This is a genomic window from Clavibacter sp. VKM Ac-2872 (genome assembly GCF_015351105.1).
In the GTDB taxonomy this organism is placed as follows: domain Bacteria; phylum Actinomycetota; class Actinomycetes; order Actinomycetales; family Microbacteriaceae; genus Clavibacter.
In genome coordinates, this window is the sequence record NZ_JADKRR010000001.1 from 1,121,646 (window position 1) to 1,136,920 (window position 15,275).

A 15,275-nucleotide genomic window follows, 5' to 3' on the forward strand; every position below is an offset into this window, starting at 1 on the left:
GCGGGCGCCCGGTCCGGCGCCCGGCGGCTCACCTGTCGCGTCGGAGCGCGGTGCGGAGCCGCTGGTACCCGGAGACCACGGGCGGCGCGACGGGCGTCTTCTCGGGCGCCATGTCGAGCCGGAGCTGCCGCTGCGCGAACTCGCGCGTCTCGACGAGCATGGCGAGGCGCTGCTCCTCGGTCTTGGCCTTGCGGGTGTTGACCTCGGCGACGACGCCGCCCTGCCAGCCCTGCTCGGCGAGCCAGCGGAGGGTCTCGGCGACGGGCTGCGTGCCGCGGCCGGGCAGGAGGTGCTCGTCGAGGATGCGGCCGTCGTCCTGCGAGCCGGATCCGTCGCACAGGTGGACGTGGCGCAGGCGCGGGCCGAGGGCCTTGGCCATCTCGAGCGCGTCCTGGCCGGAGAGCGAGGCGTGCGAGAAGTCGAGCGTGGTGGCGTCGCAGTCCATGTCGCGCGGATCCCAGCCGGGCGCGTACGCCTTCATGCTGCGGCCGGCGACCTGCCACGGGAACATGTTCTCGACCGCGATCTCGACGCCCGTCTCCGTCTGGATGGAGCGCACGATGTCGAGGAACGACTCGGCGTAGCCGGCCTGCCACCGGAACGGCGGGTGCACCACGACAGCGGGGGCGCCGACCGCGCGGGCGAGCTCGGCCGACCGCTCCAGCTTCACCTTCGGGTCACGGCCCCACACGAAGTGCGTGAGCAGCAGCACGGGCGCGTGGATGGAGAGGACGGGCAGGCCGTGCCTCTCCGACAGCGCGCGGAGGGCGTCGGCGTCCTGGGTGACCTCGTCGTTCGTCACCATGATCTCGACGCCGTCGAAGCCGGCGCGCTTGGCCATGACGAACGCGTTCTCGACGGGCTGGGGGTACACGCAGGTCGTGCTCATGCCTACTCGGATCACGTCGGCGACCCTACCTGCCGGCCCTGTGCCCGCGGGGTACGCGGGCGGTCCGGCGCGTGTCGGGTGCGCGACGCGGACAGCGGGGGTCGGCATGCTGGATGCGACGGGAGGGCGGCCGACGAGCCGCCCGCGAGGCGAGGGGCGGGCATGGCGGCTGCGGCATCGGGCGGGAGCGGGGGCGGGAGCGCCGGCGCGTTCCGGAAGGAGCGGCCCGATGCGCCGCGCGGGTTCTTCGAGGCGGAGGCGGCCGGGCTCGCGTGGCTCGCGGAGGCCGAGCCCGACGGGGGAGCGCGCGTGGTGCGGGTGCGCGACGTCGCGCCCGGCCGCATCGACCTCGAGCGCCTCGCGCCCGCCCGGCCCACGCGCGAGGCGGCCCGCGCGCTCGGTGCGGCGCTCGCCGTCACGCACGACGCGGGCGCGCCGGCGTTCGGATCGCCGCCGCGTGGTCTCGACGGCCCGGCGTTCATCGGCCGTCAGCCGCTGTCGCTGCGCGCCGCGGGCGCACCGGAGGGCGGCTGGGGCGCCTGGTACGCCCGGGAGCGCGTGCTGCCGTACCTCCGCCGCGCGGTCGACGCCGGGAACGCGACCGCCGCGCAGGCGTCCGACGTGGAGCGCGCGTGCGACCTCGCCGCCGACGGCCGATTCGACGACCCGGCGCCACCCGCGCGGATCCACGGCGACCTCTGGGCGGGCAACGTGCAGTGGACGGACGCCGGCGCGGTCCTCATCGACCCCGCCGCGCACGGCGGCCACCACGAGACCGACCTCGCCATGCTCGCGCTCTTCGGCTGCCCGGGCCTCGACGACCTCCTCGGCGCCTACGCGGACACCGGGTCCCTCGCCGTCGGCTGGCGGGCACGCGTGCAGCTGCACCAGCTGCATCCGCTCGCCGTGCACGCCGCGTCGCACGGCCCGGCCTACGGCGACGCGCTGCACGACGCGGCCCGCGCGGTGCTCCGGATGTGACGCCGGCGGACGCGACACCCCCGGTCAGGCCCGGGTGGGGCTGGTAGCCTCGACTCACCGAGCAGGTACCACAGAGCTCTGCGCAACCGAGACGGGAACCGTGACTCCGCCACCTTCATCCACGCCCTCCGCGACCGAGCCGACGAGGCCCGCCGCGCACGACGGCGCCGACGTCGAGCCCGGCGCCTACGACCTCGTCGTCGTGTCGAACCGCCTCCCGGTCGACCGCGTCGTCGCCCCCGACGGCACCACGTCCTGGCGGCACTCGCCGGGCGGCCTGGTCACGGCGCTCGAGCCCGTGATGCGCGCCAACGAGGGCGCGTGGGTGGGCTGGCCGGGCATCGCCGACCACGACGTCGAGCCCTTCGTCGACGACGGCATCTCGATCATCCCCGTCACGCTCACCGAGCAGGACCTCGCCGAGTACTACGAGGGCTTCTCCAACGACACGCTGTGGCCGCTGTACCACGACGTCATCGCGCAGCCGAGCTACCACCGCGAGTGGTGGGACACCTACGTCACCGTCAACCAGCGCTTCGCCGACGCCGCCGCGAAGGCCGCCGCGCCCGGCGCGACCGTGTGGGTGCAGGACTACCAGCTGCAGCTCGTCCCGAAGATGCTCCGCGAGCAGCGGCCGGACCTCACCATCGGGTTCTTCAACCACATCCCGTTCCCGCCCTACGGCATCTACTCGCAGCTGCCCTGGCGCACGCAGATCATCGAGGGCCTCCTCGGCGCCGACGTCATCGGCTTCCAGCGCGTCGCCGACGCCGGCAACTTCACGCGCGCGGTGCGCCGCCTCTTCGGGTACACGACGCGCGGATCCACCGTCGACGTCCCCGTGCGCGGCGGCATCCCGCTCACGGTCCCGGGCACCAAGCCGTCGAAGCCCGTCCGCGAGCTCCGCACGCGCCAGGTCGTCGCGAAGCACTACCCGATCTCGATCGACGCCCGCAGCTACGAGGAGCTGGCCAAGGACCCGGCCATCCAGGAGCGCGCGCGTCAGATCCGCGCCGACCTCGGCAACCCGCGCACGATCCTGCTCGGCGTCGACCGCCTCGACTACACGAAGGGCATCGGCCACCGCCTCAAGGCGTTCGGCGAGCTCCTCGCGGACGGCCGCGTGAAGGTGGAGGACGCGACGCTCGTGCAGGTCGCGAGCCCGAGCCGCGAGCGGGTGGAGACCTACAAGCAGCTGCGCGACGAGATCGAGCTCACGGTCGGCCGCATCAACGGCGACTACGGCTCCATCAGCCACACCGCCATCAGCTACCTGCACCACGGCTACCCGCGCGAGGAGATGGTGGCGCTGTGCCTGGCCGCCGACGTGATGCTCGTCACCGCCCTCCGCGACGGCATGAACCTCGTCGCCAAGGAGTACGTGGCCACCAAGCACTCGGACGAGGGCGTGCTCGTGCTGAGCGAGTTCGCGGGCGCCGCCGACGAGCTGAAGGCCGCGCTCCTCGTGAACCCGCACGACATCGAGGGCCTCAAGGAGGCGATCCTCCGCGCCATCGAGATGCCGAAGGCCGAGCAGCGCAAGCGCATGCGGTCGCTCCGCAAGCGCGTGTTCGAGAACGACGTGGCCGCGTGGTCGAGCTCGTTCCTCGCCGACCTCGGGCGCACGCACGCCGCCTCGATCCACGAGGGACCCGACGAAGAGGTCGTCGAGCCGCTCATGGACGAGGGCTGGTAGCGCGCGTGGCCGAGCTGACCACCGACATCCAGGCCAAGGGCGGTCGCGGATTCCCGGGCCGCCTGTTCGAGGCGCTCACCGAGCTCGCGCGCACGCCGCGCCTGCTGGTCGCCCTCGACTTCGACGGCACGCTCGCGCCCGAGGTCGACGATCCCGAGAAGGCGCGCGCGGTGCCCGAGGCCCGCGCGGCGGTGCTCGCTCTGCTCGCCCTGCCGGAGACGCGCGTCGCGCTCGTGTCCGGCCGCGCGCTGCGGAGCCTCGAGGCCGTGGCCGACCTGCCGGACGACGTGCTGCTCGTCGGGTCGCACGGGGTGGAGATCCGCCTCGACACCGACGACATCGAGCTCACGCTGGACGAGGGCGAGCTCACCCAGCGCGGCGTGCTGTCGGACGTGCTCGGCCAGGTCGCCGACTCGCTCGACGAGGTGTGGATCGAGGAGAAGCCCGCGGGCTTCGCCCTGCACACGCGCCTCGCGACGGAGAAGCACAGCCGCATCGCGCACCTCGTCGCCACGCAGGAGGCGCACGCGGAGGTGGAGGGCCTCAAGGTGCGCTCCGGCAAGGACGTGCTCGAGTTCAGCGTCCGGCACGCCACCAAGGGCGAGGCAGTCGAGCACCTGCGCCGGTACGCCGAGGCGACCGCCGTCTTCTACGCGGGCGACGACGTCACCGACGAGGACGCGTTCGCGGCGCTCCAGGCCGGCGACCTCGGGCTCAAGAGCGGCACGGGCGCCACGGCGGCGGACTTCCGCGTCGACGGCCCGCACGATGTCGCGCGCGTGCTCCAGGTGCTCGCGGACCTCCGGGCCGAGCCGGCCGTCCACCCCGACTGACGCGCGCGCCCAGGTCTCTCAGGCAGGGCTCAGGTAGACTGGGGAAATAGCCGACTCGCGAGAGGAGACCGCACGTGATCGTCCTCCTCTCGGTGTTCCTCCTGGCCTCCGTCGCCGTCCCCGTGCTCGCCCGCGTGCTGGGCGTCCGGGCGTTCGTGGTCGCCGCCCTCGTGCCGGCCGCCGCCTTCGCCTACACGGTCGCGCAGGCCCCGGCCGTGCTGCCCGACGGCGAGGTGGTCGAGCGCGTCGAGTGGATCCCGTCGCTCGGCATCACGCTCGACATGCGGATGGACGCGCTGTCCTGGCTCCTCTCCCTCGTGGTCACGGGCGTCGGCGCGCTCGTGCTCCTCTACTGCGCGCGCTACTTCCGCTCCAGCGAGGAGGGGCTCGGGCGGTTCGCCGGGCTCCTGGTCGCGTTCGCGGGCGTCATGTTCGGCCTCGTCCTCGCGGACGACGTGTTCGTCCTCTTCACCTTCTGGGAGGCGACGAGCGTCCTCTCCTACCTCCTCATCGGGCACTACACCGGCAAGAAGGCGAGCCGCGGCGCCGCGCTGCAGGCGCTCCTCGTCACCACGGCGGGCGGGCTCGCCATGCTCGTCGGCCTCGTGATCCTCTCGGTGGCCGGCGGCACCACGAGCCTCGCCGCGCTGGTCGCGGATCCGCCCGGGGGCCAGCTGATCCCCGTCGCCGTGGTGCTGATCCTCCTCGGCGCGCTCTCGAAGTCGGCCCTCGTGCCCTTCCACTTCTGGCTGCCCGCCGCGATGGCCGCGCCGACCCCGGTGAGCGCCTACCTGCACGCCGCGGCGATGGTGAAGGCCGGCATCTACCTCATGGCCCGACTCGCGCCCGGGTACGCCGACGTCCCCGGCTGGCGGGTCCTGCTCGTCGCGCTCGGCGTCGCGACGATGCTCGTCGGCGGGTGGCGCGCGCTCAAGCAGATGGACCTGAAGCTCGTGCTCGCGTACGGCACGGTCAGCCAGCTGGGGTTCCTCACCGTGGTGGTCGGCTACGGCACGCGCGACGCCGCCCTCGCGGGCGTCGCCCTCCTCCTCGCGCACGCGCTGTTCAAGGCGACCCTGTTCCTCGTCGTCGGCGTCGTGGACCACCGGGCGGGCACGCGCGACCTGCGCAAGATCAGCGGGCTCGGCCGCAGGGCGCCCGTGCTCGCGGTGGTCGCGGCGCTCGCCCTCGCCTCGATGGCGGGCCTGCCCCCCTTCCTCGGCTTCGTCGCGAAGGAGGCGGTGCTCACGGCGCTCCTCACAGACGCGGAGCAGGGCGGCGGGCTCGGCTGGGTCGCGCTCGTCGGCGTCTCGCTCGGCTCCTGCCTCACCGTCGCGTACAGCGCCCGCTTCATGTGGGGCGCGTTCGCCCGCAAGCGCGGCGTGGACGAGGTCCAGCCCGTGCACGAGCACCTCGACTTCCTCGTGCCCCCGGCCGTGCTCGCGGTCGCCGGCCTCGTGCTCGGCTTCCTCGCGTCGTCCGTCGACGGCTGGATCGTCGGCTACGCCGACACGCTCCCGGCCGTGAGCGCCGGCGCGTCCGGGGAGCCCGACCACACGTACCACCTCGCGCTCTGGCACGGCATCGAGCCCGCGCTCCTCATCTCGGCGGGCACGCTCGTGGTCGGCCTCACGATGTTCCGCCTGCGCGACGGCGTCTTCGCGCTCCAGTCGCGGGTGCCGTCGTGGGTCGACGCGGCCCGCATCTACTGGGCGTCGATGCGCCTCATCGACCGGGTCGCCGCGCGCACCACCGCCACCACGCAGCGCGGCTCGCTGCCCTTCTACCTCGGCGTGATCCTGCTCGTGCTCATCGGCTCGGTCGGATCCGCGCTCGCGCTCAACCGCTCGTGGCCGACCACCGCCGTGCCGTTCGACCACCCGGCGCAGCCCGTGATCGGCGTCGTGATGATCGTGGCGGCGATCGCCGCCGCGCGCGCCGGCAAGCGGTTCCAGGCCGTGGTGCTCGTGGGCGTCACGGGCTACGGCATGGCCGCGCTCTTCGCCCTGCACGGCGCGCCCGACCTCGCGCTCACGCAGGTGCTCATCGAGACGATCACGCTGGTCGCGTTCGTCCTCGTGCTCCGCCGGCTGCCCGTGCGCCTGGGGGAGCGGAACCGCTCGGTGCACCCGATCTGGCGGGCATCCATCGGCATCGCCGTCGCGGTCCTCATGTCCACCGTGGCGGTCGTCGCGCTCGGGGCCCGCGTGGCGTCGCCCATCTCGCTCGAGTTCCCGCGCCTCGCCTACGAGCAGGGCCACGGCAGCAACGTCGTCAACGTCACGCTGGTGGACCTCCGCGGCTGGGACACCATGGGCGAGATCTCGGTGCTCATCGTCGCGGCCACGGGCGTGGCGAGCCTCATCTTCCTCAACCGCCGCACCGACTCCCTGCCGCGCCTCACGGCCCCGTCGCGCCGCAGCCTGCTCGCGCGCCTCTCCGGCCGGCACGACGCGTCGTCGTCGGCGCCGCTCGAGGTGGAGCGGGGAGCCGACGGCCCGCGCACGGACGCGAGGCAGGCGATCAAGGACCAGGGACGCACCGAGCGGAGCCCGTGGCTCCTCGCCGGCCGCACGCTCGCGCCGCAGAACCGGTCGATCCTCCTCGAGGTCGTCGTCCGGCTCCTCTTCCACAGCCTCATCGTCGTATCGGTGTACCTGCTGTTCTCCGGCCACAACCTGCCGGGCGGCGGATTCGCGGGCGGGCTCCTCGCGGGCATGGCGCTCGTCGCGCGCTACCTCGCCGGCGGCCGGTACGAGCTCGGCGCCGCGGCCCCGGTGGACGCGGGACGCGTCCTCGGCACGGGCCTCGTCTTCGCGGTCGGTACGGCGATCGTCCCGCTCGTCTTCGGCGCCGACGCCCTGACCTCCACGTGGATCGACACCGAGGTGCCCTTCGTCGGCCACGTGGAGTTCGTCACGAGCACCTTCTTCGACGTCGGCGTCTACCTCGTCGTCGTCGGCCTCACGCTCGACGTGCTCCGCAGCCTCGGCGCGGAGGTCGACCGCCAGGAGGAGAGCGATCGGACGGTCGAGCAGGGGGCGGACGGCATGGAGACCGAGCAGGGGGTGAGCGTGTGAGCGTCTCCGTCACCCTCATCGTGATCATGGCCGCGCTGTACGCCACGGGCGTCTACCTCATGCTCGAGCGCAGCATGACGCGCGTCCTCCTGGGCTTCCTCCTGGTGGGCAACGCGACCAACATCCTCATCCTCATCATGTCCGGCCGCGTGGGCCTGGCCCCCATCTACGACCCCGACGTGGATCCGTCGGAGTACGCCGACCCGCTGCCGCAGGCGCTCATCCTCACGGCCATCGTCATCACCTTCGGCGTCTCGGCCTTCCTCATGGCGCTCATCTACCGCTCCTGGCGGCTGGCGAACGCGGACGTGGTGACGGACGACGAGGACGACCTCGCCATGCGCGGCCCCCGCACGGGCCTCGGCGAGGAGCCCACCGTCCCCGACGACGACGACACCGAGTTCGGCACCAACGCCGAGGCCGCTATCGCCTCCGCCCGCAAGCTCCGCGACAACCGATCCGACCTGGAAGAAGCCATCGACGACTCCGCCGACGACGACGACGACCGCGACTTCCGCACGCAGCGCGCCGAGAAGGAGAAGGGGGAGGGCTCGTGACGATCTTCCAGACCCTCATCCCGCTGGTCGTGCTCGTGCCCCTGCTGGGAGCGGCCGCCGCCCTGGTCGCCGCGCGCCAGCGCCGCCTGCAGGTCGCCGTGTCCGTCCTCGCGCTCGTGGTCGTCGTGGCGATCAGCGCCGTGCTGCTCGTGCTGGTGGACCAGCAGGGCGGCCAGTCCGTCGAGGTCGGCGGGTGGGCCGCGCCCTTCGGCATCGTGCTCGTGGTCGACCGGCTGTCGGCGCTCATGCTGCTGATCTCGTCGATCGTGCTGCTCGCGGTCCTCATGTTCTCGATCGGCCAGGGCCTCGAGGACGGCGACGGCGAGACGCCGGTGTCCATCTACAACCCGACCTACCTGATCCTCGCGGCCGGCGTCTTCAACGCCTTCGTCGCGGGCGACCTCTTCAACCTCTACGTCGGGTTCGAGATCCTGCTCGTGGCGAGCTACGTGCTCCTCACCCTCGGCGGCACGGAGGCACGCATCCGGGCGGGCGTCACCTACATCGTCGTGAGCCTCGTCTCGTCGATGCTGTTCCTCGCGTCCATCGCGATGATCTACGGCGCCCTCGGCACCGTGAACATCGCGCAGATCTCGGTGCGGCTCGACGAGATCCCGCCGGACGTGCAGCTGATCCTGCACATCATGCTGCTGGTCGCGTTCGGCATCAAGGCGGCCGTGTTCCCGCTGTCGTTCTGGCTGCCGGACTCCTACCCCACGGCGCCCGCGCCCGTCACCGCGGTGTTCGCGGGGCTCCTCACCAAGGTCGGCGTCTACGCCATCCTCCGCACCGAGACGGTCATGTTCCCGACCGACCAGCTCTCCACGGCGCTCATGGTGGTGGCGGCGCTGACGATGGTGATCGGCATCCTCGGCGCGGTCGCGCAGGCGGACATCAAGCGGCTGCTCTCGTTCACGCTCGTGAGCCACATCGGCTACATGATCTTCGGCATCGCGCTCAACACCGTCGCCGGCATGACGGCGACCATCTACTACGTGATCCACCACATCGTCGTCCAGACGACGCTGTTCCTCGCATCCGGGCTCATCGAGCGGACGGGAGGGAGCACGTCGATCAACCGGCTCGGCGGCCTGCTCAAGGCGGCGCCGGTCATGGCGATCCTGTTCTTCATCCCCGCGCTCAACCTCGGCGGCATCCCGCCGTTCTCGGGCTTCATCGGCAAGGTCGCGCTGTTCGACGCGGGTGCCGACGTCGGCGGTTGGCTCACGTACGCGGTCATCGCGGCGGGCGCGGCCACGAGCCTCCTCACCCTCTACGCCCTCGCCCGCGTCTGGAACATGGCGTTCTGGCGCGGCGCCGAGGAGGTCGAGGACTACGAGTCGCCCCTGCTCGACCAGCTCTCCGAGCGACCGGGCGGCGAGGCGACGACCACCGTGCGGAAGACGCCCGTGCTCATGACGGGGGCGACGGCCGGCATGGTCGTCGTGAGCGTCGCGCTCACCGTGTTCGCGGGTCCCGTCTACGCCCTCGCCGAGCGCGCGGGCGAGAGCCTCACGGGTCCCGGGTCCGGCAACGGCTCCGGCGAGCTCGGCTACGTCGAGACCGTGTTCCCGGGCGGCGTCGAATGAGCCCCCGGAAGGCCCGGGCCCGCGCCGAGCGGCTCTCGCTCCTCGTGCAGCTGCCCCTGCTCGTCTGGCTCGTGATCCTGTGGCTCCTGCTCTGGGGCCACGTGACCGTCATCTCGGTGGTCACCGGCATCGTGCTCGCGCTCCTCGTGACGCGCGTGTTCTACCTGCCGCCCGTCGAGCTGTCCGGCCGGTTCGACCTCCGCTGGGCGCTCATCCTGCTCGGGCACTTCGCGGTCGACCTCGTGCGCGCGTCGTTCCAGGTCGCCGCCATGGCCTTCGACTGGCGCCGCGTGCCGGTCAACTCGGTCATCGCGGTGCACCTGCACACCCGCAGCGACTTCGTGATGACGCTCACGGCCGAGCTCGTGTCGCTCGTGCCGGGATCGATCGTCGTGGAGGCCGACCGGGAGCGCTCGATCCTGTACCTCCACGCGCTCGGCACCTCCACCCCGGAGGACGTCGAGCGCGTGCGGCGCACGACGCTCGACGTGGAGAGCCGCATCGTTTTCACGCTCGGCACCGCCGACGACGTGTGGCGCGTCAACCGCGAGCGGCGCGAGACGGGCCGCGAGCCGCTGCTGCAGACCCGCAGGCAGCGCGCCCACGAGCTGGTGCGCGACCGCGACCTCGAGGCGGGGCTCATCACCACCACGGGGGAGGAGCTCGCATGAGCATCGTGATGCAGGTCGGCTGGGTCGTTGTCGGCGCCCTCTTCTTCTCCACGGCCGCGATGGCGCTCGTGCGCATCGTGCGCGGCCCGAGCATCCTCGACCGGATCATCGCGTCCGACGTGCTGCTGACGACGCTCATCTGCGTGCTCGGCGCCGAGATGATCTACAACGGCCACACCCGCACGCTCCCCGTGATGCTGGTGCTCGCCATGACCGCGTTCCTCGCCACGGTCGCGGTCGCCCGCTACGTCTCGAAGCAGGACCCGTCGTGAACGGCATCCTCGTGTCCGGTCCGCTGGCCGACGCCCTCGACGTCGTGAGCCTCGTGCTCCTCATCCTGGGCGGCGTGCTCTCGGTCGCGGCCGGCGTCGGCCTCCTCCGCTTCCCGGATCCGCTCGCCCGCATGCACGCGGCCACGAAGCCGCAGATCCTCGGCGTGATCCTCGTGCTCCTCGCGCTGGCCCTGCAGTCGCAGAGCCTCAGCACGGTCGCGATGCTCGTGCCCGTGCTCCTCTTCCAGATGCTGACGGCGCCGATCTCCGCGCACATGGTCGGCCGCGCGGGCTACCGCCTCCGCCACTTCCTCCGCGAGGACCTCCTGGTCGACGAGCTGGAGGAGGCCATCGACCGGGCGCACGACGAGCTGCGCGCGGCCGACGAGGTGGACGCGTCGACGCTGCCCGTCGGATCCGCCGAGAACATCGCCGCCGAGGAGGCCGGGCATGTCGCCGGCGGCGCGGGACCGCGGGACGCGGACGAGGGCCGCCTGCCCCCGGGCATCGGCTGAACCGACCCGGTCCACGCATCCCCCAGGGGCCGGGACTGCTCGACGGCAGGACATAAACTCATGCCATGCCTGAGATCGACATGAAGCCCCGGAGCCGCGACGTCACCGACGGGATCGAGGCCACCTCCTCGCGCGGCATGCTCCGCGCCGTCGGGATGGGCGACGAGGACTGGGAGAAGCCCCAGATCGGCGTCGCCAGCTCGTGGAACGAGGTGACCCCGTGCAACCTCAGCCTCGACCGCCTCGCGCAGGGCGCCAAGGAGGGCGTGCACGCTGGCGGCGGCTACCCGCTCCAGTTCGGCACCATCTCCGTCAGCGACGGCATCGCGATGGGCCACGAGGGCATGCACTTCTCGCTGGTCTCGCGCGAGGTCATCGCCGACAGCGTCGAGACCGTGATGATGGCCGAGCGCCTCGACGGATCCGTGCTCCTCGCCGGCTGCGACAAGTCGCTCCCCGGCATGCTCATGGCCGCGGCCCGCCTCGACCTCTCCTCCGTGTTCCTCTACGCGGGATCCATCGCGCCCGGCTGGGTGAAGCTCTCGGACGGCACCGAGAAGGAGGTCACCATCATCGACGCCTTCGAGGCGGTCGGCGCGTGCAAGGCCGGCACCATGAGCCAGGAGGACCTGACCCGCATCGAGAAGGCCATCTGCCCGGGCGAGGGCGCCTGCGGCGGCATGTACACCGCGAACACCATGGCGAGCGTGGCCGAGGCACTCGGCATGAGCCTCCCCGGGTCCGCCGCCCCGCCGAGCGCCGACCGCCGCCGCGACTACTTCGCGCACCGCTCGGGCGAGGCCGTCGTGAACCTCATCGCGAAGGGCATCAGCGCGCGCGACATCATGACGAAGGAGGCGTTCGAGAACGCCATCTCCGTGGTCATGGCGTTCGGCGGATCCACCAACGCCGTCCTCCACCTCCTCGCCATCGCGCGCGAGGCCGAGGTCGACCTGCAGCTGTCCGACTTCAACCGCATCGCCGACCGCGTCCCGCACCTCGGCGACCTCAAGCCGTTCGGCCGCTTCGTCATGAACGACGTCGACCGCGTCGGCGGCGTCCCCGTCGTCATGAAGGCCCTGCTCGACGCGGGCCTCCTGCACGGCGACGTCATGACCGTCACCGGCCGCACCATGCGCGAGAACCTCGAGTCCATGGACCTCGCGGACCTCGACGGCACGGTCCTGCGGAAGATGGACGACCCCATCCACGCGACCGGCGGCATCAGCGTGCTGCACGGCTCCCTCGCCCCCGAGGGCGCCGTCGTGAAGACGGCCGGCTTCGACCTCGACGTGTTCGAGGGCCCCGCCCGCGTCTTCGAGCGCGAGCGCGCGGCCATGGACGCGCTCACCGAGGGCCGCATCTCGAAGGGCGACGTCATCGTCATCCGCTACGAGGGCCCCAAGGGCGGACCCGGCATGCGCGAGATGCTCGCCATCACGGGGGCCATCAAGGGCGCCGGCCTCGGCAAGGATGTACTACTCTTGACGGACGGTCGATTCTCAGGCGGCACAACCGGACTGTGCATCGGCCACATGGCTCCCGAAGCGGTGGACGCAGGTCCCGTCGCCTTCGTGCGCGATGGAGACCGGATCCGTGTCGACATCGCCGCTCGCACGCTCGACCTACTGGTCGACGAGGCCGAGCTCGCCGTCCGCCGTGAGGGGTGGGCACCTCTCCCGCCGCGCTACACGCGCGGGGTCCTCGCCAAGTACGCCAAGCTCGTGCACTCGGCCGCCGAGGGCGCCATCACGGGATGACCCCCTCCACACCTCCAGCACCACCTCCCAGGAATCGCGCACCCATGCCAGCTCTGCCCACCCCGCCCCCCACGCCGCAGGCGCCGACCGCCCACCAGGGCGACGAGATCCTCACGGGCGCCGAGGCCGTCGTCCGCACCCTCGAGCTCCTCGGGGTCGACGACATCTTCGGGCTCCCCGGCGGCGCCATCCTCCCCACCTACGACCCGCTCATGGACTCGACGAAGCTGCGCCACATCCTCGTCCGCCACGAGCAGGGCGCCGGCCACGCCGCCGAGGGCTACGCGTCCTCGAGCGGACGCACCGGCGTGTGCATCGCCACCTCCGGCCCCGGCGCCACGAACCTCGTGACCGCCATCGCGGACGCGTACATGGACTCGGTGCCGCTCCTCGCCATCACCGGCCAGGTGTTCTCCACCCTCATGGGCACGGACGCCTTCCAGGAGGCCGACATCGTGGGCATCACGATGCCCATCACGAAGCACAGCTTCCTGGTCACGCGGCCCGAGGACATCCCGGCGACCATCGCGTCGGCGTACCACATCGCCTCCACGGGCCGTCCCGGTCCCGTCCTCGTCGACATCACCAAGGACGCGCAGCAGCTCGAGGCGCCGTTCCACTGGCCGCCGAAGATCGACCTGCCCGGCTACCGTCCCGTCGTCAAGGCGCACGGCAAGCAGATCCAGGCCGCGGCGCAGCTGCTGGTCGAGGCGAAGAAGCCCGTCCTGTACGTCGGCGGCGGCGTGATCCGCGCGAAGGCCCACGAGGAGCTCCTCGCGCTGGCCGAGGCGGTCGGCGCGCCCGTCGTCACGACGCTCATGGCCCGCGGCGCGTTCCCCGACTCCCACCCGCAGCAGCTCGGCATGCCCGGGATGCACGGCACGGTGCCCGCCGTGCTCGCGCTGCAGGAGTCCGACCTCCTCGTGTCGCTCGGCGCGCGCTTCGACGACCGGGTCACCGGGAAGGCGTCCCTGTTCGCGCCGCACGCCAAGGTGGTCCACGTCGACGTCGACCCCGCCGAGATCTCCAAGATCCGCATCGCGGACGTCCCCATCGTGGGCGACGCGAAGGACGTCATCGCCGACCTGGTGATCGCCTTCCGCGAGGCCAAGGCCGCCTCGGCGGTCGAGCAGGACATCGCCGACTGGTGGACCTACCTCGACGGCCTCCGCGAGGAGTTCCCGCTCGGCTACGCGGAGCCCGCGGACGGCCAGCTCGCGCCGCAGTACGTCATCCAGCGCATCGGCGAGATCACGGGCCCGGAGGGCGTGTTCGCCTCGGGCGTCGGCCAGCACCAGATGTGGGCCGCGCAGTTCATCAAGTACGAGCGCCCCAACTCGTGGCTGAACTCCGGCGGTGCCGGCACCATGGGCTACTCGGTGCCCGCCGCCATGGGCGCCAAGGTCGCCCAGCCCGACCGGCACGTCTGGGCGATCGACGGCGACGGCTGCTTCCAGATGACCAACCAGGAGCTCGCCACCTGCACGATCAACGACATCCCCATCAAGGTCGCGATCATCAACAACTCGTCGCTCGGCATGGTGCGCCAGTGGCAGACCCTGTTCTACGAGGGCCGGTACTCCAACACCGACCTCAACACGGGAGGCGGCACCCGCATGGTGCCCGACTTCGTGAAGATGGCCGACGCGTACGGCGCCCTCGGGATCCGCGTGACGAAGCCGGAGGAGGTGGACGACGCGATCCGCCTGGCGCTCGCGACCAACGACCGGCCCGTCGTCATCGACTTCGTGGTCAGCCGCGACGCGATGGTGTGGCCCATGGTGCCGCAGGGCCTCAGCAACAGCGCCGTGCAGTACGCCCGCGACCACGCGCCCGACTGGGACGACGACCTCGCCGAGACCGGGAGGACCGAGAAGTGAGCCACATCCTGAGCCTCCTGGTGGAGGACAAGCCGGGTCTCCTCACCCGGGTCGCGGGGCTCTTCGCCCGCCGCGGATTCAACATCGAGTCGCTCGCGGTCGGCGCGAGCGAGATCGAGGGGCTGTCGCGCATCACGGTCGTCGTGGATGTCGAGGCGCTCCCGCTCGAGCAGGTGACGAAGCAGCTCAACAAGCTCATCAACGTCATCAAGATCGTCGAGCTCGACCCCGGCCAGGCCGTCGAGCGCGAGCACCTGCTCGTCAAGGTCCGCGTCGACAACACCACCCGCTCCCAGGTGCTCGAGGCCGTGAACCTCTTCCGCGCCCGCGTGGTCGACGTGGCCACCGATGCGCTGATCATCGAGGTCACGGGCGACTCGGGGAAGGTCCAGGCCCTCCTGCGGGTGCTCGAGCCCTTCGGCATCAAGGAGCTCGCGCAGTCGGGGCTCCTCGCCATGGGGCGCGGATCGAAGTCCATCACCGACCGCGTCTTCCGCACCCCCTGACGCCGTCCGACGCGCCGCAGGGCGGAGAGCGGCTAGGCTCCCCGCG

The 15,275-nt window shown here is 72.0% G+C and carries 13 protein-coding genes; 12 read left to right on the forward strand and 1 reads right to left on the reverse strand.

Annotated elements, in window-relative coordinates:
* Positions 1-28: 28 nt before the first annotated feature.
* Entirely contained in the window at positions 29-904 is an 876-nt protein-coding gene (locus ITJ40_RS05325; RefSeq protein ID WP_194666075.1) for a sugar phosphate isomerase/epimerase, read from the reverse strand.
* 147 nt (positions 905-1,051) lie between these two features.
* On the opposite strand from ITJ40_RS05325, the gene ITJ40_RS05330 reads away from it, so the two are divergent.
* The 12 genes from ITJ40_RS05330 to ilvN all read left to right on the forward strand — a co-directional run bounded on the left by ITJ40_RS05330 (position 1,052) and on the right by ilvN (position 15,229).
* On the forward strand, positions 1,052-1,870 hold the full coding sequence (locus ITJ40_RS05330) for a fructosamine kinase family protein (protein WP_194666076.1): 819 nt from the start codon (positions 1,052-1,054) through the stop codon (positions 1,868-1,870).
* 100 nt (positions 1,871-1,970) lie between these two features.
* Complete coding sequence (gene otsA, locus ITJ40_RS05335) at positions 1,971-3,566, forward strand: alpha,alpha-trehalose-phosphate synthase (UDP-forming) (RefSeq protein ID WP_194666077.1); 1,596 nt, start codon at positions 1,971-1,973, stop codon at positions 3,564-3,566.
* Between the two features lie 5 nt (positions 3,567-3,571).
* Positions 3,572-4,399 carry a trehalose-phosphatase gene (otsB, locus tag ITJ40_RS05340; RefSeq protein ID WP_194666078.1) on the forward strand — a complete coding sequence of 276 codons (828 nt, stop codon included), beginning with the start codon at positions 3,572-3,574 and terminating at the stop codon, positions 4,397-4,399.
* Between the two features lie 74 nt (positions 4,400-4,473).
* On the forward strand, positions 4,474-7,479 hold the full coding sequence (locus tag ITJ40_RS05345) for a Na+/H+ antiporter subunit A (protein WP_194666079.1): 3,006 nt from the start codon (positions 4,474-4,476) through the stop codon (positions 7,477-7,479).
* Entirely contained in the window at positions 7,476-8,036 is a 561-nt protein-coding gene (locus tag ITJ40_RS05350; protein WP_194666080.1) for a Na(+)/H(+) antiporter subunit C, read from the forward strand. Before ITJ40_RS05345 ends, ITJ40_RS05350 begins: the two co-directional genes overlap by 4 nt.
* The gene (locus tag ITJ40_RS05355) at positions 8,033-9,625 is read left to right on the forward strand and encodes a Na+/H+ antiporter subunit D (RefSeq protein WP_194666081.1); all 1,593 of its coding nucleotides are present in this window, start codon (positions 8,033-8,035) and stop codon (positions 9,623-9,625) included. The genes ITJ40_RS05350 and ITJ40_RS05355 overlap by 4 nt, the downstream gene beginning before the upstream one ends.
* A complete protein-coding gene (locus tag ITJ40_RS05360; RefSeq protein ID WP_194666082.1) occupies positions 9,622-10,296 on the forward strand; it encodes a Na+/H+ antiporter subunit E in 675 nt (224 codons plus the stop codon). The genes ITJ40_RS05355 and ITJ40_RS05360 overlap by 4 nt, the downstream gene beginning before the upstream one ends.
* The gene (locus ITJ40_RS05365) at positions 10,293-10,568 is read left to right on the forward strand and encodes a monovalent cation/H+ antiporter complex subunit F (RefSeq protein WP_194666083.1); all 276 of its coding nucleotides are present in this window, start codon (positions 10,293-10,295) and stop codon (positions 10,566-10,568) included. Before ITJ40_RS05360 ends, ITJ40_RS05365 begins: the two co-directional genes overlap by 4 nt.
* Positions 10,565-11,083, forward strand: a complete 519-nt coding sequence (gene mnhG, locus ITJ40_RS05370) for a monovalent cation/H(+) antiporter subunit G (RefSeq protein ID WP_119372559.1) — start codon at positions 10,565-10,567, stop codon at positions 11,081-11,083. The genes ITJ40_RS05365 and mnhG overlap by 4 nt, the downstream gene beginning before the upstream one ends.
* 65 nt (positions 11,084-11,148) lie before the next feature.
* Entirely contained in the window at positions 11,149-12,843 is a 1,695-nt protein-coding gene (gene ilvD / locus ITJ40_RS05375) for a dihydroxy-acid dehydratase (protein WP_194666084.1), read from the forward strand.
* A gap of 44 nt (positions 12,844-12,887) precedes the next feature.
* The gene (locus ITJ40_RS05380; protein WP_228511818.1) at positions 12,888-14,723 is read left to right on the forward strand and encodes an acetolactate synthase large subunit; all 1,836 of its coding nucleotides are present in this window, start codon (positions 12,888-12,890) and stop codon (positions 14,721-14,723) included.
* Entirely contained in the window at positions 14,720-15,229 is a 510-nt protein-coding gene (ilvN, locus tag ITJ40_RS05385; protein ID WP_015489796.1) for an acetolactate synthase small subunit, read from the forward strand. Before ITJ40_RS05380 ends, ilvN begins: the two co-directional genes overlap by 4 nt.
* Positions 15,230-15,275 lie beyond the last annotated feature (46 nt).

Coding starts and splice junctions, on each gene's coding strand:
- ITJ40_RS05330 (WP_194666076.1), top strand. CDS start 1,052: ATGGCGGCTGCGGCATCGGGCGGGAGCGGGGGCGGGAGCGCCGGCGCG.
- ITJ40_RS05360 (WP_194666082.1), top strand. CDS start 9,622: ATGAGCCCCCGGAAGGCCCGGGCCCGCGCCGAGCGGCTCTCGCTCCTC.
- ITJ40_RS05365 (WP_194666083.1), top strand. CDS start 10,293: ATGAGCATCGTGATGCAGGTCGGCTGGGTCGTTGTCGGCGCCCTCTTC.
- ilvD (WP_194666084.1), top strand. CDS start 11,149: ATGCCTGAGATCGACATGAAGCCCCGGAGCCGCGACGTCACCGACGGG.
- ITJ40_RS05380 (WP_228511818.1), top strand. CDS start 12,888: ATGCCAGCTCTGCCCACCCCGCCCCCCACGCCGCAGGCGCCGACCGCC.